Annotated in this window: 23 protein-coding genes; 11 read left to right on the top strand and 12 right to left on the bottom strand. The window is 45.1% G+C overall.

The genetic code is table 11. The features are described from left to right. Window positions 1-57: 57 nt before the first annotated feature. A complete protein-coding gene (locus DV872_RS02925) occupies window positions 58-660 on the top strand; it encodes a peroxiredoxin (RefSeq protein WP_114628351.1) in 603 nt (200 codons plus the stop codon). Window positions 661-689: 29 nt separating this feature from the next. Here DV872_RS02925 and DV872_RS02920 read toward each other — a convergent pair whose 3' ends face one another. Further along, entirely contained in the window at window positions 690-899 is a 210-nt protein-coding gene (locus DV872_RS02920) for a hypothetical protein (RefSeq protein WP_114628350.1), read from the bottom strand. Between the two features lie 190 nt (window positions 900-1,089). Between DV872_RS02920 and DV872_RS02915 the strand changes: the two genes are divergently transcribed. Continuing rightward, a complete protein-coding gene (locus DV872_RS02915) occupies window positions 1,090-1,611 on the top strand; it encodes a nitroreductase family protein (protein WP_114628349.1) in 522 nt (173 codons plus the stop codon). Window positions 1,612-1,628: 17 nt separating this feature from the next. Here the strand turns inward: DV872_RS02915 and hrpB are convergent, their stop codons facing one another. Continuing rightward, window positions 1,629-4,097, bottom strand: a complete 2,469-nt coding sequence (gene hrpB, locus DV872_RS02910; protein ID WP_114628348.1) for an ATP-dependent helicase HrpB — start codon at window positions 4,095-4,097, stop codon at window positions 1,629-1,631. A gap of 73 nt (window positions 4,098-4,170) precedes the next feature. Here hrpB and DV872_RS02905 point away from each other — a divergent pair, with 73 nt between their 5' ends. After that, complete coding sequence (locus DV872_RS02905) at window positions 4,171-5,373, top strand: class I SAM-dependent RNA methyltransferase (RefSeq protein ID WP_158546801.1); 1,203 nt, start codon at window positions 4,171-4,173, stop codon at window positions 5,371-5,373. 64 nt (window positions 5,374-5,437) lie between these two features. On the opposite strand, the gene DV872_RS02900 is transcribed toward DV872_RS02905, so the two are convergent. After that, a complete protein-coding gene (locus DV872_RS02900) occupies window positions 5,438-6,007 on the bottom strand; it encodes a TIGR00730 family Rossman fold protein (RefSeq protein WP_114628346.1) in 570 nt (189 codons plus the stop codon). A 76-nt stretch (window positions 6,008-6,083) separates the two neighbouring features. Between DV872_RS02900 and DV872_RS02895 the strand changes: the two genes are divergently transcribed. Together DV872_RS02895 and DV872_RS02890 are read left to right on the top strand one after the other, a co-directional pair. Further along, entirely contained in the window at window positions 6,084-6,593 is a 510-nt protein-coding gene (locus tag DV872_RS02895) for an NUDIX domain-containing protein (protein WP_114628345.1), read from the top strand. 23 nt (window positions 6,594-6,616) lie between these two features. Further along, on the top strand, window positions 6,617-7,387 hold the full coding sequence (locus DV872_RS02890; RefSeq protein WP_114628344.1) for an ankyrin repeat domain-containing protein: 771 nt from the start codon (window positions 6,617-6,619) through the stop codon (window positions 7,385-7,387). Here the strand turns inward: DV872_RS02890 and DV872_RS02885 are convergent. From DV872_RS02885 to DV872_RS02875, 3 genes are read right to left on the bottom strand one after another with little or no spacing between them, the layout of a single operon-like run. Beyond that, window positions 7,384-7,779: a hypothetical protein gene (locus DV872_RS02885; protein ID WP_114628343.1), complete on the bottom strand. Its 396-nt coding sequence runs from the start codon at window positions 7,777-7,779 to the stop codon at window positions 7,384-7,386. The two genes, DV872_RS02890 and DV872_RS02885, sit on opposite strands and share 4 nt — an antisense overlap. 4 nt (window positions 7,780-7,783) lie before the next feature. After that, the gene (locus DV872_RS02880) at window positions 7,784-8,983 is read right to left on the bottom strand and encodes a ribonuclease H-like domain-containing protein (RefSeq protein ID WP_114628342.1); all 1,200 of its coding nucleotides are present in this window, start codon (window positions 8,981-8,983) and stop codon (window positions 7,784-7,786) included. After that, window positions 8,980-11,280 carry a DEAD/DEAH box helicase gene (locus DV872_RS02875; protein WP_114628341.1) on the bottom strand — a complete coding sequence of 767 codons (2,301 nt, stop codon included), beginning with the start codon at window positions 11,278-11,280 and terminating at the stop codon, window positions 8,980-8,982. Before DV872_RS02875 ends, DV872_RS02880 begins: the two co-directional genes overlap by 4 nt. Window positions 11,281-11,503: 223 nt before the next feature. Here DV872_RS02875 and DV872_RS02870 point away from each other — a divergent pair, with 223 nt between their 5' ends. Then, window positions 11,504-12,781: a glucose-1-phosphate adenylyltransferase gene (locus DV872_RS02870; RefSeq protein ID WP_114628340.1), complete on the top strand. Its 1,278-nt coding sequence runs from the start codon at window positions 11,504-11,506 to the stop codon at window positions 12,779-12,781. Continuing rightward, window positions 12,781-13,200 carry a hypothetical protein gene (locus DV872_RS02865; protein ID WP_114628339.1) on the top strand — a complete coding sequence of 140 codons (420 nt, stop codon included), beginning with the start codon at window positions 12,781-12,783 and terminating at the stop codon, window positions 13,198-13,200. Before DV872_RS02870 ends, DV872_RS02865 begins: the two co-directional genes overlap by 1 nt. 5 nt (window positions 13,201-13,205) lie before the next feature. Here DV872_RS02865 and DV872_RS02860 read toward each other — a convergent pair whose 3' ends face one another. The 4 genes from DV872_RS02860 to DV872_RS02845 all read right to left on the bottom strand — a co-directional run bounded on the left by DV872_RS02860 (window position 13,206) and on the right by DV872_RS02845 (window position 15,740). Next, window positions 13,206-13,601 carry an NUDIX domain-containing protein gene (locus DV872_RS02860; protein WP_114628338.1) on the bottom strand — a complete coding sequence of 132 codons (396 nt, stop codon included), beginning with the start codon at window positions 13,599-13,601 and terminating at the stop codon, window positions 13,206-13,208. Beyond that, complete coding sequence (locus tag DV872_RS02855; RefSeq protein WP_114628337.1) at window positions 13,601-14,008, bottom strand: hypothetical protein; 408 nt, start codon at window positions 14,006-14,008, stop codon at window positions 13,601-13,603. The genes DV872_RS02860 and DV872_RS02855 overlap by 1 nt, the downstream gene beginning before the upstream one ends. Before the next feature lie 69 nt (window positions 14,009-14,077). Further along, the gene (locus DV872_RS02850; protein WP_147283089.1) at window positions 14,078-14,647 is read right to left on the bottom strand and encodes a hypothetical protein; all 570 of its coding nucleotides are present in this window, start codon (window positions 14,645-14,647) and stop codon (window positions 14,078-14,080) included. After that, window positions 14,580-15,740 (bottom strand): hypothetical protein, encoded by a 1,161-nt coding sequence (locus tag DV872_RS02845; protein WP_114628335.1) that lies wholly within the window; start codon window positions 15,738-15,740, stop codon window positions 14,580-14,582. The genes DV872_RS02850 and DV872_RS02845 overlap by 68 nt, the downstream gene beginning before the upstream one ends. Before the next feature lie 89 nt (window positions 15,741-15,829). Between DV872_RS02845 and secA the strand changes: the two genes are divergently transcribed. Next, complete coding sequence (secA, locus tag DV872_RS02840; RefSeq protein WP_114628334.1) at window positions 15,830-18,568, top strand: preprotein translocase subunit SecA; 2,739 nt, start codon at window positions 15,830-15,832, stop codon at window positions 18,566-18,568. 201 nt (window positions 18,569-18,769) lie between these two features. Here secA and DV872_RS27095 read toward each other — a convergent pair whose 3' ends face one another. Further along, entirely contained in the window at window positions 18,770-18,901 is a 132-nt protein-coding gene (locus DV872_RS27095) for a hypothetical protein (RefSeq protein WP_255525772.1), read from the bottom strand. Between the two features lie 61 nt (window positions 18,902-18,962). Next, complete coding sequence (locus DV872_RS02835) at window positions 18,963-20,024, bottom strand: peptidoglycan DD-metalloendopeptidase family protein (RefSeq protein WP_114628333.1); 1,062 nt, start codon at window positions 20,022-20,024, stop codon at window positions 18,963-18,965. Window positions 20,025-20,082: 58 nt separating this feature from the next. On the opposite strand from DV872_RS02835, the gene lepB reads away from it, so the two are divergent. The 3 genes from lepB to DV872_RS02820 are packed head-to-tail and all read left to right on the top strand — an operon-like array spanning window position 20,083 to window position 24,247. Beyond that, window positions 20,083-20,580, top strand: a complete 498-nt coding sequence (gene lepB, locus DV872_RS02830; RefSeq protein ID WP_114628332.1) for a signal peptidase I — start codon at window positions 20,083-20,085, stop codon at window positions 20,578-20,580. Continuing rightward, window positions 20,577-22,460, top strand: a complete 1,884-nt coding sequence (locus tag DV872_RS02825; RefSeq protein WP_114628331.1) for a penicillin-binding protein — start codon at window positions 20,577-20,579, stop codon at window positions 22,458-22,460. Before lepB ends, DV872_RS02825 begins: the two co-directional genes overlap by 4 nt. After that, on the top strand, window positions 22,457-24,247 hold the full coding sequence (locus DV872_RS02820) for a motility associated factor glycosyltransferase family protein (protein ID WP_114628330.1): 1,791 nt from the start codon (window positions 22,457-22,459) through the stop codon (window positions 24,245-24,247). The genes DV872_RS02825 and DV872_RS02820 overlap by 4 nt, the downstream gene beginning before the upstream one ends. The last annotated feature ends 39 nt before the right edge of the window (window positions 24,248-24,286 follow it).

The following is a 24,286-nucleotide window of genomic DNA, read 5'->3' as shown; positions in this document are numbered from 1 at the left end:
TAGTAATAATTACTATTGCCATATATTAGCTATGGCTAATAACATTTGGAGGTTATAATGAGCATATTAGTTGGAAAGAAAGCACCAGATTTTACTGTACCCGCCGTCAGCGGCAAGGGTGTACTTGTTGATGAGTTCACTCTCTCTGAGGCATTGAAGGGAAGATATGGCCTTGTCTTTTTCTATCCCCTTGATTTCACCTTTGTCTGCCCTTCTGAGCTTATAGCTCTTGATCATAAAATGAAGGAATTCACTGAGCGGAATGTAGAAGTTGTCTCAGTATCTATAGATAGTCACTACACACACTTTGCATGGAGAAACACTCCTGTTAATGAAGGTGGTATCGGTGCTGTTAAATACACTATGGCTGCAGATATGAATCATGAGATTGCCAGGGCCTATGGTGTAGAATCTGAGGGCGGAATGGCATTCAGGGGTGCTTTTATTATCGATAAGGAAGGGATTGTACGTTCTCAGATAGTCAATGATCTCCCTTTGGGAAGAAATATAGAAGAGTTACTAAGACTGATTGATGCAGTTCAATTTACCGAGGAACACGGAGAAGTGTGTCCTGTAAACTGGAGAAAGGGTGATAAAGGAATGAATGCCTCACCTGAAGGAGTAGCTTCCTACCTTGCGGATAATGGAGATAATCTTTAATTACTGTCTGAGGGTCCTCAAGGGGGCCCTCAAATATGCTGGACAAGGCCGGCATCCTCTGCAAAATCAAATTCATCAGGATAATTTTCCAACTCCGCCATTGTCAGGCTATATAGTTTGAAATGATCCAGCGGATGATCTTCCTTGAGGTAAACCGCCTCTTCTCTGGCTATTTCTCTGTCCATATAGACACCGGCAATTTCTTCATTCTCTTCTATAAAGTAGAACCTCTGTACCATAATTACCCTCCTGGCCGCTCATGCGAAATCACTCGAAGCAACAATCAGCAGTGCATACTTTAAATTTAGCATACCAGCGGTCTTTGTCAAATTAATCAGTATGAATTCGTATACCTCTTTGACCGAAAGATTCAGATTCGACTATACTGATTTACAGTAGTATTAGAATAAATAATTAAGGATTATATTTATGGATTTTTTTGACGTTGTAGCCAGACGTTTCAGTTACAGGAAGAGTCTCGACTCAACTCCTGTCCCCCTGGAAGATCTGAAAAAGATAGTTCAGGCAGGTCTTGATGCACCTTCCGGAAAAAATGAACAGACTACAAGATTTATTATTATTCAGGACCCCCATGTTGTAGAGAGCATCAAGGTCATGACAGGTGCAAACGGTTCTATGGCTACTGCACCGGCCTATATAGCTGCTCATATAAATAAAAAGCCTGTTGCAACCTATTCAGGGCACTTTTTTGACTTTGAAGACTGTGCAGCAGCCGTAGAAAATATTCTTCTTGCAGCCACTGCCCTCGGTTATTCAACTGTCTGGATTGACGGATGGCTCCGTGTTGACGGCAGAGCCGAAGAGATAGGAAAACTCTGCTCACTTGATTCAGAGCGGATCATCAGAATACTCATTCCCATAGGAAATGCTGTGATGGAACAGAAAAGACCCCTTAAAAAGGGATTTGATGAGAGAGTCAGTATAGTCTGATCAATATAATTGTGAACTTACTTACCGGGTCTAACACGGGAAGTGGCTTCACCCTCATAGGGGTTCTCGGGCCAGTAATGTTTTGGATAGCGGCCTCTGAGTTCCTTGCGCACCTCCCCGTATGTATTATCCCAGAAACTTTTTAGATCCTTTGTCATCTGAATCGGTCTTTGTGCCGGATTGAGCAGTCTGAACAGCAGGGGGATTTCTCCGGCAAGCAGAGGTGTCTCTGTCAGGCCGAAGACTTCCTGAAGCCTGACATCAAGTGCAGGAGAAGCAGGATCTGAGTAGTCGATGCGGATTCGGCTTCCCGAGGGGACCTGAAAGCGCTCAGGAATATGGCGGTCCAGAAACTGGATCTGCTCCCAGTCCAGCAGTGAGACAATGCCGTCTTTCAGCTTTCCCTCGAGTCTCCCCTTTACCAGAAGGGGTAAAAACCATCTTTCAAGAGTGAGAAGAAGATCATCCTCTCCCAATGCAGGCCAGCCTTCGGGACATCTTTTCAGATTTCCCGCAAAACGGAGTCTGTTAAGACAGGCATGATCCTCTTTGCTCCAGGGTAGATTGAAGAGTCCCTTTTTTCGGAACAGCTCAGGGAGAATGGCAGGCAGTTCAGCATCACTGCTGTCAACAGGAATACTCTTTGACTTTAAAGCCAGTGAGGCTATGCAGCTGATATTCCGGCAGCTCAGCCTCTGTTTCTGCTCATCCCAGGACCACTCTTTTTTGTCTGTAATAAGAGCAGAGAGTTCCTGAAATATAAGAGTTTCGCTAAGTGGGACTGCCAGAAAGCAGGCAGGTATCTGGGCTCCCCCTCCTACAAGGGGAGCGATCAGATAATCCTCGGACTGCAGAGGATCTTCGGGGAGGAGCCGGCAGTTACTGCCGCCGGAGAGCTGATAGACTCTTTCACCCCTGATTTTTGCGATTCTGTCGGGATATGAGTGACAGAGCAGCTCGGCAGATGCATCTGGCTCCAGGGCCTCACGCCTTACGGCTCCTCTGCTCAAAAAACTCTTCCAGCTCCTTACAATTGAATTAACCCGTTTATTAGATCCGTCTCTCCCTGATTTCAGGTATTCCAGGCGAAGTCTGATATCTGATCCCTTTCTGGAAGATAGCCAGTCACCCTCAGTAAGCAGTGCCGCCAGGGCACAGGCAGTCTGTTCAAGATCTGTATCCCGAAAACGTTCCAGCATATGTGCCAGCCGGGGATGTACGGCATAACGGCTTAGTTTTTTCCCCTCTTCACTCAGTTGTCCGTTGCGGCCTGTTATCTCAAGCAGATTCAGAAGCTCTTTGGCCTGGTAGTAATGGGCGGGGGGGGGATCATCAATCCATTTAAGATCCTCCGGATTCTTTGCTCCCCACAGAAGAATCTCCATAATAAGAGGAGCCAGATCGGCATTAAATATTTCAGGGGAAGTAAAGTCATCCATCAGACGCTCATCATTTTCCGACCAGAGGCGGATACACATCCCCTCTCTGAGTCGACCGGCTCTACCTGCCCGCTGAGCAGCAGAAGCCTTTGATACAGCTCCGGTTTTAAGACGGGTCAGACCGGCATTGGGATCAAAAGCCGGTTTACGTTCCAGCCCTGTATCAATAACACAGCTTATACCCGGAATTGTCAGACTGGTTTCGGCAATTGAAGTGGCGGCTACGATCATACGCCTTTCTCCGGGATTCAGCACACGATCCTGCTCAGAGGGGCTGAGGCGTCCGTACAAAGGCAATAGGTCCAGGTTTGAGGGGATACCTATATGGTGTCGCAGATCACCGAGAACTGACTGGATTTCCCTCTCCCCCGGGAGAAAGATAAGAATATTACCCGTACTCTGTTCAAGACCTTCAAGAACGGCCCTGAGAATTCTTTTATTCTCAGGTCTTATGCCCAGGGGCTGGTCATCCCGTTTTATACTGACTGGAAACATTCGCCCTTCACTCTCAAGATAGAGGAAATCTCCAAAAACTTTTTTAAGGACCCCGGTCTCAGGAGTCGCCGACATAATCATAATTTTCAGATCTGGACGCAGATTGGTCTGAACATCCTGAAGAAAGGCAGCGGAAAGGTCTGTGAAAAGATTTCTTTCATGAAACTCATCCATTATGACCAGAGAGATTCCTTCAAGAAATGGATCATCCTGAATCATTCGGACAAAGACACCCTCGGTCACCAGTTCAATTTTGGCATCCTCTGAACACTTAACATCCCCTTTGACCCTGTAACCGATAAGGTCCCCTGTCCTTCTTCCGCAGAGAGAGGACATATATCTTGCAAGAGAACGGGCGGCCAGACGCCTGGGTTCCAGTATTATGATTTTCCCGGTACAGAGCTTCTCCTCCATAAGAAAAAGGGGAAGAACCGTGGACTTACCTGCTCCGGGATCGGCCTGAAGAACTATTGTCCTGTTCTCAGCCCAGTTTTTTTTCAAATCAGGGAAGAGAGCAGATACTGGATATGTAGAAAAATCAGCCTTTGTCATCTGAAACTAGAGTATCTTATACGGGGGTTTATGGGAATTCATATTTATCTTCTCCCGTGCTATGCTTGCTCCAATGAATAATAAAGCACTTGACCGTAAAATAAAGCGGCATATCATCGCCACAGAGAATAAAATCTTCATGGCAATACAGCCCGGCCTAGAAGAGGCTGGTGAAATTGAACTTCAAAAAATGAATCTCGATGTTAAAAGAGAAATAGAACCTGGAAGCCTCACATCCACAGCAAAACTGGAAGATCTGTGGCGCCTTGTCCTGACCGGAAGAAGTTTTTCAAGGATCTATCTGAGGCTCAAAGAATTTAAAGCCGAAGGATTCAAGGAACTCAAGAAGAAAATTGAGTCCATTCCCTGGGAACTTTACTTAAATGAAGGCTGTGAATATAGAGTCCGAATAACAACAACACACTCCCGGCTCCATGTACATGATAAAATAATCAAGGCTCTGCACCACTCCATGTCTGAGCATTTCATCGCCCTGGAGGGGCGGTCTCCCAGACTGACAGAGAGTAAAGAGAAAGACCCCACAATTCAGACAGTTGTCATCAGAGCTGTGGATGATCACTTCACAATCAGCCTTGACGCCGGTGGCGGAGCTCTTTATGAGCGGGGCTACAGGCAGAATATAAATGAAGCACCCCTTAAGGAGAATATTGCCTCGGCTCTCCTTATTCTCGCTGGAATAGAACAGAAATCCCTGATAATTGACCCCATGTGCGGCAGTGGAACCTTCTCTTTGGAAGCCCTGAGTATGACAGCAGGATGCCTGACATCAACAAAGCGTCATTATCCCTTTGAATACTGGCCCTCCTTCCGCCCCGTACGATACGACTGGCTTATCAAACAGTTAAAAGAGGCCGAAAATAAGGCAATTGAAGTACTGGCTAGCGATATTGATGAAAAGAGTCTTGAAGCAGCCCGAATGAACCTGAGCCTCCTGGAGAAACAGTCTGGACTTGATACTTCAGGCTGCAGAATTGAGACAAAAGACTTTTTCATTGCCTCCGACTCGGTACTGAATAACAAAGATTCATCACTTTTGATTATAAATCCACCCTATGGAAAGCGTCTCGCCTTAAAGGATCAGTTGGAGTTTTTCAGAAATATTGGAAAAATGCTGAAGACTGAATACAAAGGAATGGACTGGGGTATTATTGTCCCCGGTCTGGAATGTGAAAAAGCGCTGGAACTTAAATGGAAGAAGAAATATCTGTTTAAAAACGGCGGATTTCCTGTGAGTTTCATCATCGGATGCTCTTAGAGAGTCCCGATGCAGCCGGATAATACATATGAAAAAGAGTAGAACCCGGCTGTACTGAGACCGTTTATTTCTTTACCCACTTATCCTCAAGGAGAGGACTGTATGCTTCCATTGCATCAATCAGGGGCTTTGGAGAATCTTCGATAAGAAGTGTTCTGCTGTGACTCTCCTTGAGAAAACCCTCTTTTACAGTATGAGAAAACTGATCCAGCAGGGGCTGATAAAATCCTGAAATATTGAGCAGCGCGACGGGTTTTGTATGAAACCCGAGCTGACTCCAGGTAAAGGCTTCCAGGATCTCTTCAAAGGTACCTATCCCCCCGGGCAGTGCGATAAAACCTTCAGAAAGCTCGTGCATTTTCTGTTTTCTGATATGCATATCAGGGACGACTACAGTCTCAACACCCCTGAGAGGAGCTACTTTTTTGTGAATAGCCTCAGGAATTATACCAGTGACCCGGCCTCCTTCGTCTAAAACGCTTTGAGCCAGAATACCCATGAGTCCGACATTTCCACCACCGTAAACCAGGTGGATATTTCTTCTGCAGAGCTCCTGTCCCAGCTCCGCAGCTGCATTCTGATAAACTTCAGAAAATCCTGTACTTGATCCGCAAAAAACGCATATACTGTTCATTCTTGAACTATAGCTGTATTTTAAAATCGACTCAACTCTGTACTTTGCTGATTTTTCACAGCCTGAAGGAGTTTCAATGTTTAACTACTGCCCAAAATGCCGGAGACCCTCTCCGGATTTTATAGATAATAAAAAAATATCCTGCCCGGATTGCGGCTTTACCATATATCAGAATACGGCAGCAGCGGTTGCTGTTCTTGTAAAAGTTGAAAAGCGCTATATAATTTTGAGAAGGGGCCGTGAACCCGGCAAGGGTATGCTGGATCTACCGGGCGGATTTATCGATCCGGGAGAATCGGCAGAAGACAGCTGCCGCAGAGAAATAAAGGAAGAGCTTGGGGTGGAGATCTCAAATCTTCGCTATATTTCAAGCCATCCGAATATTTATCCCTATAAAGATGTAACCTATCATACCTGTGATATGTTTTTTATAGCAGAATGCATGGATAAAAACTTTGTCCGGCAGGAAGATGAGATTGACGAGATACTCCTTCTGGACAGGAAGGAGATAGACATAGAACAGTTTGCCTTTGAATCTATCAGAATCTTATTAGATGAGCAGCTGCATAAAATTTCCCGGGAATGATTTAGGGAATACAAGGAGACAATATGCTTTCATTAACACATGAAATGAAAGAAGAAATAAAACTGGCATGTATGGATATGCCCGACGGTGAAATAAACAGAATGATCCGCAGGGGTATCTCCGCATTTCGACTGCTGGTGCTGGGATGCCAGACCAACTCTGTTCCTCTGATGCTTCAGGCCATAGATATGGGTGCGGATATCAACGGACGGGATCAGGAATCCTGGACTCCTCTAATGCATGCGACCTACTACAATAACCATGAAGCCATTGACTATCTTCTTTATCAGAATGTGATGATCCATACACGCTCGGATCAGGGAGAATCAGCGGTCTACATAGCTCAGAAGGAACGTAATGAGTCTACGGTGAATCTATTTAATGACCGCCTCTATAAAATAAGAATGAAACATGCAGGAATTCTTATTGAAGCACTGAAAACAATAGAGGAAGAACGAAAAAAACCGGCTGAAGCCCGTGACAGAAGAGCTCTTGCTCTCTCCTGCATCGACAGAGCCTATGTCTGGTGGGTTGGTGAAGAACACCCCGAGAAAGTCATCAGACTGTTCTGCAAGGCCTATCAGCTTGATCCCAGGGTCGGAGCATTCCCCTATGCCTCCATACTGGCCAGCTCAGGCAAACTTGAGGAATCTCTTGATATTCTGGAATTGATTCAAAGAAGACACTGGACTACCATCCCCAGGGAAGGCATGGTTGAGAGCGGTCTTTTTGTTAATCTGGAAGAATCACCCCGCTGGAAACGGGTCCTCAAACGATGGCCTTTACATAGCTAATTTTCAGCAGCCTCATATTTCTTCATGGCATCTTCCACAATGGGCTCGATAGTATTAAGTCTCAGGATTTTCAGGGCATCAGCCTGATTGTATAAATCCCCTTCTAGCTTATTGAGTTTCTGTTTCGCTTCTGTGAGTTTATGATTTGTAGCTGCAAAACTCTCGGTAATTTTTCCAGCCTCACCATTAAGTGCCATATCAAGTTCATAAAGAGTTTCGTCCAGATTAAGCAATGTTTCTACAATTTCAAGCTGTTCAACCTCAATCATTTCATTCATTTCAGAATCGATAATGGCCTTACTTGCCAGCGCCCTCTCGGTATCCCTTCTTTGAGAACAGGAAGTGAGAATTATTAGAGTAATAAATATATTCATAGCCGGCCGGAACTTCATACTTCTATTCTAGGTTTTCCCCGGGGGCAGCATCAATACCCCTTTCAATTTTCTTTAATAACCTTTTTCTTCTATGCAGCAGTGCATCGTGTTGCTGAGGGTTCTGTGAAGGGAGTTCTCGAAGCAGGGTATCAATCAGTGTCAAAGCGCCCTGAAGATCTTTTTTTCTATGTTCCAGATACTTGGCCATCTCCACGGCGGCAAAGGGAGATAGTCTTCTTTTGAGAACGGACTCCCATAACTCAGAGGCCTTCTCCCACTCTCCCCTGCGTTTCAGGTAGAGAGAAAGAAAGACCTCCCCGGCGGGATCAGAATGCCTCACAGCCTCTTCAAGATATCCAACCCCTCTCTTATCATTCCTGTCCAGAAGAAAGCGCCCCAGGGCGCAGGAATCTCTGAATGAAAGGCTGTCGGGATTTATCAGAAAATCTTCCAACTCCTTTAAGAGAACAGCAAGTGAGAGAATATCCATGTCATTGTGTTCCATCACCCTGTTCATATCGGGATGATCACCATTTCTCAGAAAGGAGAACCAGATATCGGGAATTTCCGCACCCGGGATATCGTCTGTTCGATGAATATCCAGCAACTCTTTCTCCACAGTCCCCAGGCGGCAGTTGGGCATCCTGTTCTTAAAAAGAGATCTTACGGGATACAGAAGATCCAGTTGATCTCCCATAGGGCAGTGAAATCTGTTCATGAGAAATCTGGTTTCCAGCAGTGGTTTATCAAATGACTTACCGTTGTATGAGATAAAAAGAGAGCTTTTCCGGATTTCCTCATCAAGAAAATTCAGCATAGCAGGCTCTCCCGGATAATCCTTGAGAAAATACTGGGTGATATGAAACTCATCTCCAACGGGTCTGCCGACACCAACCAGAAAGGCAATACTACCTGCCCCTCCGGAAAGTCCGGTAGTTTCAGTATCGTAAAATAGCCATTCTTCCTGATCAGGATAGGCGGCATTGAGAAGGGAGCTGCTCCTGAAGTTTTTCAACGGAGAAGGGCAGACTCTTTTTTTCACCCAGAGGTCAGGGGCAGGAGAACTCCACTCGCCCGTCAGCGATGGAAGTATAGACCCGTCATCTATTTTAGAACCCGGTGAAGCAGCAGCTATTCTACCGCCCGGATGAACAGTCTCCTTCCGGGCTGCCTTCTGTGCTTTCTTCAGCCTCGACAGGCGATCGGAAAGGCCGGGTTTCATGTTCTTTCTCCGAGCCAGACTCTTAAAAAATCTCTGGTAAGCAGCCGGGGGTTGGATTCGAACTGATCCTGCTGATCAGGAGGACCGACACAGGAGGGACATCCCTCTGCGCAGCTGCAGTCAGCCACAAGATCCAGACTGGCCTTGAAGATCTCTGTCATTTTCGCAGTGAAATTATCAGCAAGCCCGATTCCTCCGGGATATGTATCATAGATAAAAACTCCGGGACACTCAAAATGGGGGTCTCTCACCCTTCCGGAAACTCCAATATCCGTTCCACGGCAGAGGAGGAACAGAGGAGCCGTATTTCTGATGAGTGTAGCTACCCTTGAAAGAACCGGAGCCTGCATCAGATCGGGGATCATGGCAAATGCCTCTCCCCCGGGTGTATCTTCTGTGAGAGAGAGAAAAACAGATCTTGTATGGATCTCCTCTTCAGGCAGGTGGATTTCGCCGTAACCAATATTTTCATGGGTCTGGAATTTGATCTTCTTGTATTTGGAGACTTCGTTTCTCAGGAGTATGTCACAGTGTTTTACAGGCTGTCCTTCCGCACTTGATTCACCATCCTCCTCCAGAACCTTGATATCAGATTTCAGAATGGAGTCGGTATAGTAGTTAACATCTGACTCTTCCACAGTACAGAGATGATTTTCAAGGTCAAGTTTTTTGACAATGTACTGTTCTCCCCTGTGCAGGTAGATGGCTTCATTGAAAATAAGCTCTCTGGCTGAGTGACTGTCCATCTCACCGATAACATTATACCGACCCTTGGTGATATCAATGATTACAACATTTTCAGAAGCTCCGGTACGCAGGGATATCTGCTCTGAAGGATAGGAGCGGTCGGCCCAGTACCAGCTCTCCCCTGTATAACGGAGAACGCCGTTCTCTTCCAGATAAGATAACAGGGCAGATATATCACCGGGGAATCCCTCTCCCTTGCGGAAGGGAATCTCAAAGGCGGCGCACTTTAGATGATCCAGAAGAATAAAGAGGTTATCCGGATCAATAAAACCGGATTCCGGATTGGAACCGAAAAAATATTCGGGTGTCTGAACCAGATACTGATCCACCGGAGAGCTTGAAGCTATGAAAAAAGCGGCCGAAAGATCCGAACTGCGCCCTGCACGTCCTGCCTGCTGCCAGGAGGAGGAAATAGAACCGGGAAATCCTGCCAGAACAGCGGCATCCAGCCCCCCGATATCGATGCCAAGCTCAAGGGCATTTGTAGAGACGACTCCCTGAATATCCCCTTCACGAAGGCCCTTCTCAATTTTTCTCCGTTCACCGGGAAGATATCCCCCCCTGTAGGATTCGACTTTAATACGCGAATTATCATTATAGATATTCTGCAGCCTTTTATTGATATAGGAAGCAACAAGTTCTGTCTTGACCCTGGACCGGGTGAATACGATGGTCTTGATTCCGCTTTTCAGAAGACGGACTGCCATCTGCTGAGAACTGTGAACAACGCCCTTACGGATTCCCTGCACAGGATCCACCAGTGGAGGATTGTAAAAAACAAGATGTTTTTCTCCTGAGGGGGCACCGTTAATATCCACCAGAGTGACTGGCCTTTCGATAATAGCCTGGGTCAGATCAGCGGGATTCCCTATGGTGGCACTGCAGCAGATAAACTGGGGATCACTGCCGTAAAAAGCGGCAATACGCTTCAGGCGTCTTAATAAATTACACATATGGGAGCCGAATACTCCCCTGTAGGTATGAACCTCATCCAGTACGATATAACGGAGTGATTTAAAAAAATCTATCCATTTGGGATGATTGGGGAGTATGCCGGAGTGAAGCATATCCGGGTTGGATATTATGATGCGCCCCGCCTGTCTGGCGGACATACGAAGTGAGCCGGGTGTATCTCCATCATAGGTGCATATTTTAACTGGAATATCATCTCCCAGAACAATATCATTTAGAGCGGACTGCTGATCCTGACTGAGAGCCTTGGTTGGAAAAAGATAAAGTGCCCTGGATTCCTTCTCCTCAAGCAGAGTCTTAAGAACGGGAAGATTATAACAGAGGGTCTTTCCTGATGCCGTTGGTGTGACAACACAAAGGTCTTCACCCCTCTCTGCGGCAGCGTAGCATTCAGCCTGATGGCTGTAAAGTTTTGTTATGCCTCTGGATTCAAGGGCCCCTCTGACAAGAGGGGGAAGAGAGTCAGGAATGGGCTTATAATGCCCCTCTTTTGAGTTAAGAATTTCCCATCGGGTAACGTTATCCATGAAAGATGGATTATTTTTAAGTTCATTCAAAAAAGGTCTTAAATCACTCATAAATACAGCTTAACATAATTTTAGGAGTTTGCATCTATTTTGATCTTAATTCCCCCTTAAGTGTATGCAAAACACGGTCTATGCCTTATTATTCTTTGTTAAAAATCAATGAGAAATATGAGAGCTTTGCGAAGTTTCTTGACCTCAGGATTTGAAGGCCTATAATGAAAAGAAACCGTAAACGGATTATAAGCGTTCCAGCAAAACCCGGAGATAATTTTTTATGACAAAACCATTGAGCATCATTCTTGGAGGAGGTAAAGGAACTCGCCTCTACCCTCTCACTAAAGAACGGGCCAAACCTGCAGTCCCTTTCGGCGGAAAATTCCGCCTGGTTGATATCCCTATTTCAAACTGTATCAATTCCGGACTCAGAGATATATTCATCCTTACACAGTTTAATACTGCATCTCTTCATTTTCACATCAGCAGCACTTACCGCTTTGACACATTTTCCGGTGGATTTGTAGAGGTACTGGCAGCAGAGCAAACTTTTGACAATGAAAGCTGGTATATGGGTACTGCCGATGCAGTAAGGAAAAATCAGTTCCATTTTCATTCCCAGGAACCGACGCATTATATCATTCTTTCGGGAGATCAGCTCTACAGAATGGACCTGAAGGATTTCTTCAAACAGCATATGGCCAGTGGTGCGGATGTCACGATTGCGGCTACTCCTGTTTCACGCAGGGATGCGGATCAGCTGGGAATCCTGCAGCTGGACAACCGGGGATTTATCAACAGCTTTCTTGAAAAACCGGGGCCCGATAAAAATATTGATGAATACCGTATGCCCGCCCTTAAAAAGACCACCGAGGGCATCCCTGAGCATAAGGACTATCTTGCCTCCATGGGTATCTATATTTTCAATGCAGATGCCATGGATAAGGGACTGGATAATGATTTTACTGACTTTGGTAAAGAGGTCATTCCGGCAATGATTGAAAAAGCAAAGGTTCGGGCACATGTTTACAAAGGATACTGGGAGGATATCGGTACTATCCGTAATTTCTTCGAATCAAATATAAATCTGGCTACTCCCCGCCCCTTCTTCAATCTCTATGATATGGAGTATCCCATCTATACTCACAGACGGGACCTTCCCCCCTCAAAGATCAATTCCTGCCATTTCCACAGGGCTCTGGCTTCGGAGGGATCAATTATCAACGGTGAATCTGTCGTGGACTCTCTTGTAGGAGTTAGAACAGTAATCCACAGAGGTGCCACTCTGGACCATGTATACACAATGGGAACAGATATATATGAAACCCTCAGAGATAAGGAAATAAATAAGGCCATGGGACGTCCCGATCTTGGTATAGGCCCCGGTACCGGGGTGAAGAAGGCAATTATCGACAAGAGTGTCCGAATTGGACAGGACTGCCGCATAGGTATGGATAAGACTTATCATGCAGACTTTGACGGACCCAACTACTTTATAAGAGATGGAATTATCATAATACCAAAAAAGGCAATAATACCCGACGGGACTATAATCTGATGCAGAACCCTCACCAGACATATAAACAGGTCTCCGGAAATATCTGCCGCTATACACTCAACTGGTCACCCTATGTGGAGATGGACCGCTATCTTGTACACGGCATTGTTCCTTCGGAAGGAGGAATCTTTCAGGTATATGTAAACAGAAAGGGTCAGCTTCATCTGATTCATACTGAATTGAGCCATTACGGCGGTCTGAGAAACCGGGTCAGAGAGATGATTGATCCCCTTTATATGGGACATAATCCCTATAAGGATATTATTGAAAATGAACAGTGCTTTGTGCGCTACTCAATCTTTACATCCATTACGGATATGCAGGATGTGATGAACTATCTTACGGGTTCCGAAAATTCAGGACGCTATGATGAAATTATGGTATTTGAGAAAGATCTGCTTAAGGTGAGGAAGGTCTAATCAGTTCAGGGAGCCTGAACTTCCTTCATATAGGCTGAAAGAACAATTCTGTCTGAACCCGCCAGATCAAGAGCATCAATCTCTTCGGCTGTAAACCAGCCCGTCTCCACATGTTCATGAAAGACCTGCGGCTCATCGTCAAAACTGACCGAGTACATCTCCAGGAGATACTCCTTACCCTTATGCGTAAAGGTACCGCTACCCAGAAGATCGGCTGTTTCAACTTTAAGTTCCAGCTCTTCCATCCACTCACGGACCATGGCTTCCTGAGGGCTCTCACCCTCTTCAAGCTTTCCGCCGGGAAGCTCCCACTTATTACCCAGATCTCCTCCAGGTTTTCTTTTAGCGAGGAAATACCGTCCCTGACGCTCCGCAAGGCCGGCGATTGATCTTCCTGACATCAGAGAATAAGTGCTGTGGGAACCAGAAAGTGAAGCAGTCCGACAACAAGAGATATAACTCCAAAGATATGACCCTTGTCTTCCAGGAGGTCAACAAAACTCTTCATCCAGCTTCGACTCTCTTCCAGACTCTCATAAAAGTATCCCAGTATAAAATAAGCACCAAATAGAAATCCGGTTATTGCAGGTAGTAGATCTCCAATGATAAGAACATCATCGGGAACAACTTTTAATAGAGTAAAAAGGGATGACAGTACCATAAGCGCCCCTAGAATAATCTTGAACCTGCGATTATTCAGAACTGCAGTACAGGCTGAGAAAGATTCAAACTTCTCTTCCAGAAAATGAGAACCCAGCACCAGGCCGGCCAGTATGTGTGTAATAACGACTAAAAAGTAAATCTGCATGTGTACTCACTCCTTATTAACCAAAGCATAAGTAAAGCGTCAAAGGACGTCAACTTATTTATGATGAAATTATATTGCCGCAGCTGCAGCATTCAGTTTCAGACTCTCTTCACCCTTATTCATGATTACATTTACTCCGATTTTCTCCCCGTCCCGCTTCATTTTGAAGCGGATAGTACGGTATTCACCCGGATTTGGTGTTAAATCAGATATTTTTTCCACGGACTGTCCGTTTATAAAAAATTCAACTTCCACTGCTTCTGGAACTGTACCATCAGCAGGGTTCTCCATTGTTAAAGAGATATAGAGTGTCTCATCATCGGAACGCAGTGAAAGATCACAGCTGATTCCGTCCAGTTTACCGGTTTTATTACTGCCTACAATAAAGGGATAAATAACACCCCCGATAATACAGAGAAGAAGAATATCCAGCAGCAGGATTCTCAGAGAAAATTTTCTTGTCCCCTGATTGTTCCTTCCACTTACAAAACGGGTCATATTTTCCCGTTCACTCCGCGTGTATTCAACCCTGAGAGCATCAGGATCATAAATTTCAGGACCCTTATTGATTCTATTCGGCATACTTATCGGCCAGTTTGTCTGTCCGCCACCAGGAGACTCTGGCACCTTTCTCTTCATAGAAGATTCCTGCAAGCAAACCATCTTCTGAAAGAAAAAAACGTCTGAAAAGAATCTCACTGTCCTGAATATACATAATTCTGTTTGATTTAACGGCTCCCTCTGAGTTCATGATACTCAGATGGTATCGGCCGCTGAAATCTGAACCCAGAAAGAGCTGCAGACCTGTTTTGGTAGGACCGAGATATTCATACACTCCATCCAGAGTCTGTCCGTTGATCTCAACATCAAGGCTGCCGATTTCAAAATAATTGGTATATAACTCTTCTTTAAGATCCAGGGTATATAGACGGCTGACAGATTTAAGATCCACTGAATCCATCAAAGGAAAATAATCCATTTTAATATACAGTTTATGTTCTTTTCTATCGGGTTTGATGCTTTCAGGGATTCCCGGGCGCCAGCTCTCTTCTTCCATTGCCGGAAGATGCTCCTGATCCAGAATAACCTTATAAAGAAGGTTACCCTCTTTGGAAAACCAGAAGACCTGCTGATTACTACCCTGTTTAGTAAAGACAACGGTTTCTCCGCTGCTAGTCACTTCCAGATCCTGAATAAATGCAAAGGGAGAGCTCTGAATACCGTCACGCCCCAGATAATCGATAAATTCACCCTTCCGGTCAAATCTCAGGATGATTCTGTTATGAAGAATACGGCCCTCAAGTTCACTCTGACTATCTTCAACCCTGTCGGCTACAAGAATATAGTCTTCAGTGACCGCAAGATGTTCGATTCCCCTGAAATTCCATTTACGGACCACCACTGGGTTTTCACTATCGTCACTCATATACTGAGCGGGCTCCGGATTAATTGTTGGATTATAGTAAAACCCCAGGAGATCTCCATAGGAGTTGAGCTCCATGATTTTACCTGCATTGCTGCTGCTTAAAAAGACACGGCCCTCATATATAAAGAGGTCGCTGGAACCGGGAAGTTGTGAATTGGGCTTGATAAAATAGTTGAGTTCATCCGCCATATAACCCATGGGCAGAATGAAAAGGTCTTCCTGTTCCAGAATTTTGTTCTCGGAACGGCAGGAGAATGTAAATAAAGGTAAAAGAGCCAGTAAGAACCACAGGTTTTTTCTGTTCAAATGATGTACTCCTTCGTCATGACATCCTACAATTGACACTTTATAATGTCAATCTTGACGACTGTCCCGAAAACACGTACATTTGATCCATGGCGAATAAGATATTATCTCTTGTCCTGGGTTCAAAACAGGATAAAGACCTAAAACTACTGCTTCCTACACTTCACAAGATCAATGCAAAAGAACAGTGGGCAATAGCTCTACCTCCTGAGGCCTTCCTGGCTAAAACGGTGGAATTCAAAGAGCGACTGTCCTCCGGAGAATCACTTGATGATATTCTCCCTGAGGCTTTTGCAATTGTAAGAGAAGCGGCGAGAAGAACCCTGGGGGAACGCCCCTACGATGTACAGCTCCTTGGAGGCATTGTCCTGCACCAGGGAAAGATAATGGAAATGAAGACCGGTGAAGGTAAAACACTCTCCAGTGTTGCTTCCGCTTATCTGAATGCCCTTGCCGGAAAGGGTGTACATATAATTACAGTCAATGATTACCTGGCATCACGTGATGCGGCCTGGATGAAGCCGGTATACGACTATCTGGGTGTTTCTGTGGGAGTTATCCTTTCGGATATGGACCCTGAAACCAGACAGCTTGAGTACGCGAAAGAGATAACCTTCGGTACCAACAATGAATTCGGGTTTGACTACCTTCGTGATAATATGCGCTGGAGTCTGGATAAAAAATCCCAGCAAAATCATCCATTCTGTATTATTGATGAAATTGACTCCATCCTGATCGATGAGGCTAGAACACCTCTGATCATCTCCGGTCCTGTACAGGAGGATACTTCAAAGTTTTCCACTGTGGATCAGCTTGTAAAGTTCCTTACTGAATGCGAGAAAGATCCTGCTACCGGAGATTATCCGATTGAAGACCCCATAACCGGTGTTCAGCCCAAGGGTGACTTTAAACTGGATGAAAAGAGTAAAAAAGTAGTCTTTACCGACGAAGGTATGAATCGGATTGAAGAACTGCTGCTCAGCAGAAAGATCATACAAACTTCACTCTTTGATGAAGAAAACTTTGAGTATATACATTATTTCACCCAGGCCCTGAAGGCTTATAAGCTCTTTCATAACGATGTTGACTATGTCCTTCAGGAAGGACAGGTTCAGATTGTAGATGAGTTCACAGGACGTATCCTTTCAGGACGCCGATACTCAGATGGTCTGCATCAGGCAATTGAAGCCAAAGAAGGGATCAAGATTGCCCGGAAAAACCGGACTCTCGCCAGTATTACTTTCCAGAATTTCTTCAGAATGTATGACAAGATATCCGGTATGACCGGTACTGCAGATACAGAGGCCCGTGAGTTTGGAAAAATTTACGGACTGGAAGTAGTAGTCATCCCCACCAACCGCCCGGTTAACAGGCAGGATGAAGATGATGTTATCTATCTTAATGAAGATTATAAATTTAATGCTATCTGTGATGATATATCAAAGATCACTAAAACAGGCCAGCCTATTCTTGTAGGTACTGTGTCCGTTAATAAATCAGAAAAACTTGCAGACTATCTGAGAAAGAAAGGTGTCAAGTTTGAGATTCTTAATGCGAAGAATCACCACAGAGAAGCTCTTATCATCGCCGAAGCCGGAGCCAAGGGTTCAGTCACCATTGCTACCAATATGGCAGGGCGTGGTACTGACATCAAACTGGGAGGAAATCCCGACTACAGAGCCAGAAGAGCCGCCGGTACGGATGCTACAGCAGAAGAGATTGATAGACACATGGCTATCGAATACGCTAGATGGCGTGATCAGAATGAAGAGGTCCGCAGGCTGGGTGGTCTTTATGTAATAGGCTCTGAACGGCATGAATCCAGACGTATTGATAATCAGCTCCGTGGACGTTCCGGTCGTCAGGGTGACCCCGGTTATTCACAGTTCTATATTTCACTTGATGACGACCTGATGCGTCTTTTCGGTGGTGAGAACTTCAAAAAAACAATGAGCCGTCTCGGTATGGAAGGTGATGAACCTCTCCACCATAAGCTTCTTAATAATTCTCTTGAAAGAGCCCAGAAAAGGGTTGAAGACAGAAACTATGAGATAAGAAAACATCTTCTGGACTACGATGACGTACTGAGCAAACAGAGAACATCCATCTATTCACAGAGGGATGATATTCTCTCTCAGGAAGATCTCACTCTTAAGATCATGGATACAGGGGAAGAGATTGTCAGAATTCTTCTGGAAGATTACAAGGACGACAAAAAAACCAATGAGATCGAGGCACTGGCCCGTCTTATGGAAAGACTGAAGGAAAACTTCAACTACAGCCTTGATGATGCATCAGACTGGCCCTCCCTGACCATGGAAGAAGCAGAGAAAAAACTGAAAAATTATCTTCTGAGCGATCTGGCCGACAAGAAAAATCTTGTTGGAGAGAAAGAGTTCAATCAGTTTATCCGCTATGAGTATCTACGGAATCTGGATAACCGCTGGCAGGAACACCTGGAAGCACTGGAAGCCCTGAGAGAAGCAGTATATCTGCGTTCCTATGCTCAGAAAAATCCACTTGTGGAGTATAAGAACGAAGGTTTTGAGATGTTTGACAGCCTGATGGATGATATGCGTATTGCCCTGGCTAGAAAGATCTTCAGAGTCATCGTCCGTAAAGCTCCTGAGAGAGCCTATAATGGTAATCAGGGAAATATCAAGGCATCTCACAGTGCCGTGAACAGCTTCAATTCAGGTAAGATGGAAGAACGCTCTGAGGCGAACTCCCAGAAGATGCAGGTAAGAAGAACAGCTCCCAAGGTTGGACGTAACGATATGTGTCCCTGCGGCAGTGGTAAAAAATACAAGAACTGTCACGGGGCATAAATATAATTGATACCTGCCAGCCCCGGGTCATAAAAAAAAAGGAAGCCATAGAACTGTATGTTCGGCTTCCTTTTTTTTGTCCGATCCCATTGAATCAGCTCTGATATTATTTATTAAAAATTTGGAGTATCTATATTATTTTGATCAGCAGAGTAAAAGATTATTTTAATCAACAGAGTAAAAGCTTTTTGAATTGTGGATTCAGGATTCAGGAATTTCCTCAAAATCTTCCAGGGTTTCAACCGGAATATCCTGTGTATTATAAGTTGCAAACGCCCTGAACAAATTGAATAATGCCATCAGAGCAATGATAAAAAACACCAGTTTCCTCATGTAAAAAGAACCTCCGAAAGTGGATAACCTGTGGACAAATTGTATATCAATTTTGTCTATCTTAGTGCAGAAAGTCCAAAGGATCAACACTTTTTTTACCTTTAAACAACGAAAAATGGAGATGAGCACTGGGCGCAAAACCACTCTTCCCAACTTCAGCTATAATCTCTCCCTGCAAGACTTTATCATTCCGTCTGACAGAAATTGAATTCAAATGAGCATAGAGGGTTTTATATCCGTTTCTATGATCAACAACAATGAAATTACCATATGAATTATTAAACCCGGCGGAAATAATTGTTCCGTCCAATGCGGCGACCACCGGATCACCCAGATCACCCTTGATATCAATACCGTTATGAAAGGATTCAATCTGTGTAACATTGTCCCGTATACTGCCGTATGTAGTGAGAATCCGCCCCTGAACAGGGAATACATACAGCTGTCCTGTCCGGTCTCTCAACTGATCATCCGTAAGGCTTACATCTGGTAGAAAGAGCTCCTGCCCTGGAAAAATCTCCAGTTTCTTATCCCTGATTTGAATATGGGGATTATAGAGTACAAGATCTCTCTTCTCCAGACCGTACCTGAAAATCAGATTTTCCAGATTATCATTCCTGGTTGTTTTATAAACTATTCCATCTACAGACGGAATAAGAAGAATATCATCCTTATGAACTCCGCTGATGCTCTCAAGCCTGTTAAAACTGATAAGAGTACTGATGCTCCTGCCGTAACGCTGACTGACTGATGAGAGTCTCTCTCCCTCTTTCATTCTGTATCTCTGATGCGGGACATCCCACAATCTGACTTGAAAATCAGAATCCTGAGGCTGTGGAATTAATACCGGAGTCTCGGCACGGAGGGTTTTTATCTCCACCTGCTGGAGAGCAAATTCCCCGGGCATTGTCAGGTTACTCAACCCCCTGGGCGGAAGAAACTGCTTATATGGCAACTCAGTACCCAGCAATACAAAAAACAAACAGAGGGATAGCATATATACTGTCAGGAATGGATTGACAGAGCGGACCCGTCCTGTTTCGGACAGGCTCACTGAGGATAGTTGTTTTTTCTTTTTCAGCAGGGAAGCGTCTATCTCCTGCCGTTTGGCTGTGACAATCATATTTCTATACTCGAATATATCGACAAAACAGGAGGGGTATATTAATATAACTTGAGATATGAATCACAAAATACTTCTTCACTACGGAGGAATAGCAGCAGCTGTTCTGACAGCCACTGCATTATTATTCTCCTGTTTTGATATCCTTCAGGTTCAGGAGATATCCATGGTGCCCGAACTCAGACCGGGACAGACCATCATTGTAAATAAGATTGCCTATCGTTTTCCAATTTTTAACAAGCATATTCCCTCACAAAATGATATTATTGTTTTCAACAATCCCTATGATCATCAGTTGGTCGTAAAAAGATGTAAGCTTCTTCCCGGAGATTCGGTTATTGTGAATTCCCAGGGATGGCTGATTATTGAGGAGGAGCGTTATTTTCTGACAGCAAGACAGCGCGATAGATTAACAGGAATAGAGACTGTCCCTGAAAATACAGTTATGGTACTGGGGGATAACCCCTTTCACTCTGTGGATTCAAGAGATTACGGTTTTATATCCATTGAGAGAATAAGAGGCAAAGTCATTCATAATTCAGGAGCCGGAAATTGAATAAAGCAAATAAGCGTTTCCGGATATTCTTTTTTATCCTTATATCGGTAACGGGGATTCTGATTATTCAGTATGCCCGCATCATGCTGTTTACACCTTCTTCCAGTCCTCTGGATACACCGAGCTTTCCCGATCTTCAGAGGGGAGCCATCTATGACAGAAACGGTAAACTCATGGCTATTCAGACACGTCTGGATTCAGTAACGGCCTGGGTGCCGGAAATAATAGATAAAGAGAAAACGGCTTCTCTTCTGACAGATGCTCTGGATATGGACAGGGATGAACTCAATCTGAAATTCAAAGATCCCGACAGGCAGGGATTTCAGTATATAAAAAGACAGATAACCCCTACCGAAAGTAAAATTGTAAATGAGATGATACAGTCAGGTTCACTCCCCGGTATCCGTCTGGAACCGGAAATGGGACGAAATTATCCTGAGAAGGATCTTGCAGCCCATATTATCGGTTATGTGGGAACTGACAATATTGGGCTGGATGGAATAGAGTATACCTTTAATCAGATTCTCGCTCCTCCTGAAATAAGCACCAACGGAAATAAGATTCTCTATGGAAATGATGTTTTTCTCACCATTGATCTGAATACCCAGTATATTACGGAGCAGATTGCCAGAAAGGCTATGGAAAAACATAAGCCCGATGGACTGATGATTATGGTTATGGGTGCGGATACGGGAGAGTTATTCAGCATTGTATCCCTCCCCTCATTCAATCCCAATACCTTTTCTCAGTACTCAGCAGCACAGAGGAACAACCTTCCGGTTACTCTGACCTACGAACCTGGTTCGGTAATGAAGATTTTTTCAATTGCCAGCTTTATGGAACTGGGGGGGATCAGACCTGATGATATCTTTGATACCCGTGGAGGATATAATCCTGAACTGTTTCAGAAATACAAGATTCCTCCCATAACCGACCTTGGAGCCTATGGAACCCTGGATACAACAGGAATTCTTATACATTCAAGCAATGTAGGTACTGCCCTGGCTTCTGATACTGTGTCCCGGCAGGATTATTACAATATGCTTAAAAACTTCGGCTTCGGAGGAAAGACAGGCATTCCCCTTCCGGGAGAATCAAACGGAATACTTAACCGCCCCGAGAAATGGTCGGTCCGGTCCAAACCGACTATTGCCATGGGTCAGGAGATCGGTGTGTCTGCCATTCAGATGATCTCTGCAGCCACAGTCTTTGCCAACAGCGGAGAACTGCTTAAACCGAGAATCGTCAGTAAGGTGGTAGCTCCCTCGGGAGAAATCGTCAAGGAATACAACAGAGAGGCTGTCAGAGAAGTTCTTTCACCCGAAGTTGCAGAGTCAGTGCTCCTGATGATGGAACAGGTCGTAGCCTCTCCTGTGGGAACCGTAAGAAGAGCCCAGGTTCCCGGATTACGGATTTCCGGTAAATCGGGTACTGCACAGAGAATTGATCCTGAAACAGGAACTTATTCAGATAGTGACTTCATGTCCTCCGTCCTGGCACTCTTCCCGACTGAAGATCCCAAACTGATTGTATATGTCATGCTCCAGGTACCCAAAGGGGAGAGTATCTACGGCGGCCGTATCGCCTCACCCATAGTCAAGGAACTGGCAGAAAGACTCAGCCCCTATTACGGAATACCCATTCAGGGTAATACCATTGTTGAACATGACGGCCGTATAAAACTACCTGCAGGAAAGGACATTAAAGTGGGGACTGAACTTCCCGACTTTACCGGACTGTCTAAAAGAGAAGTCATGGCAGCTCTGGAAGGCAGTACTATGCCCCTCACCATCAAAGGCGAGGGCTGGGTAGTCTTTCAATTCCCCCCTGCGGGTGAGCGCATTGACGACCAGACCACCATGTACCTGGAATTCAGATGAGTTTATACAGTGAGAACAGAGATATTCTGGAACGGCGTTTTCCGGGAATCAGCACTAAGCTGGATACAGCCGATCCTGTGGACAATGCAGAAATATCCGAGAGCCGTGACGGACAAATTACAATGCGCTACAGCGGAAACTGGCTTCACTCCCGTCATGCTCCTCTAAAAGAAGCTGAGCGGCTTATTGAGAACAGCATTCCAATGGATTGCCCCTACTGCCTATTCTACGGATTCGGACTTGCCTATCATCTTGAAGAATTTACACGAAAACATCCGGGAGTTCCTTTTGCAGTCATAGAACCCGATGCCGCTCTATTCAATGCATGTCTGGATATACGGGATTTTAAAGATATTTTCATGAACCCCAGCTTCTCCTTTGCCCTCTCAACCCCGGCAGATGCAATGCCGGCTTTACTGGAAAATGCAACAGGAAAGGATATTCAGATATGTATGCTGCGGCCTGCGGTCAATAACAATAAAGAATACTTCGAAAGCGTTGAAAAAGTTATTAAAGAATTTCTGGCTCGTAAAGAGATCAATGTTCACACTCTTAACAAATTCAGCCGGCTCTGGGTAAGTAACATCTGTAAAAATCTGCCTCTAAACATAAGCTGTCCGGGAGTAGAGACTCTGCAGGGCACTTTTACAGAAAAACCTGTTTTACTGCTGGCCGCCGGTCCCTCCCTGAGCCGTATACTCCCCCTTCTTCCAGAGCTGAAAAAGAGGATGCTGCTGGTCTGTGTGGATACAGCATTGAAGGCATGTCTGCGCATAAATATGGAGCCGGATTTTCTTATACTCACAGATCCGCAGTACTGGAACTCCCGGCATCTGGACAGATGCAGAATTTCTGACTGTATACTGATTTCTGATGTATCCACCTACCCGGCGGCACTCAGGATCAACCCCGGCAAAACTTTTTTCTGCTCAACACCCTTTCCTCTGGGACAGTTCTTTGAATCCAGAACAGAGATCAAAGGGAAATTGAAATCAGGCGGCTCTGTAGCCACTGCCGCCTGGGATTTTATCCGTCAGTGCGGTGCAGATGTAATCTACTGCAGCGGACTTGATCTCTCGTTCCCCGAGGGTGAGACCCATTACAGAGGCAGTACTTTTGAAGAGAGACTTCACAGCCTGAGCAGCAGAACATGCAGCATCGAAACATCCAGCTGGCTGGCACTGCTGGGAGGTAATCCCTTTAAGGGGGAGAACCGGAAGGGCGGTACTGTAATCAGCGATCAGAGGATGAAGATTTATATTCACTGGTTTGAAGAGCAGATGCGTCTGCACCCTGAAATCAGGACTGTTCAGCTCTCTTCTGAAGGAATAGTCATCGAGGGTATGGAATGGCAGGAGATCAACCCATTACTTGAGCTCCCTGAATGCAGAGAAGATATTGACAGCAGATTGGCCGAGCTGCATAGAGTGCAGAGCGGTACCACTGAAATGGAATTGAAAGCAGCTCATACCGAACTGCTGGCCGAACTTGATGAACTGATCATCCTGGCGGGGGAGGCAGCGAATCTAAGCGGAAAACTGATGGATACAGCAGATCCCGACGAGAGTCAGATTATGCTGACCAGGCTTAACGACATTGATTCAGCCATACTCAACAGGGAGAGCCGGGAGATGGCAGGATTCATTCTTGCTCCGATCCTTGAAGAGCATATGAACAGTAAGGCCGTCAGCCGGAAGGATATCCTCGAAAATTCCAGAAGCCTATATACCGAATTGAAGCAGAGCCTTTTCTTCCACAAAGAAAAAATATCTCAGATCCTGCTTTAATTTTTACCAGCCCTTGATGCAGCAGGGCCTTTTTCATCG

The sequence above is a fragment of the Oceanispirochaeta sp. M1 genome, assembly GCF_003346715.1.
Classification (GTDB): Bacteria; Spirochaetota; Spirochaetia; order DSM-2461; family DSM-2461; genus Oceanispirochaeta.
Note: the sequence above shows the minus strand (reverse complement) of the source record. Positions and strands in the feature narration are given on the sequence as shown.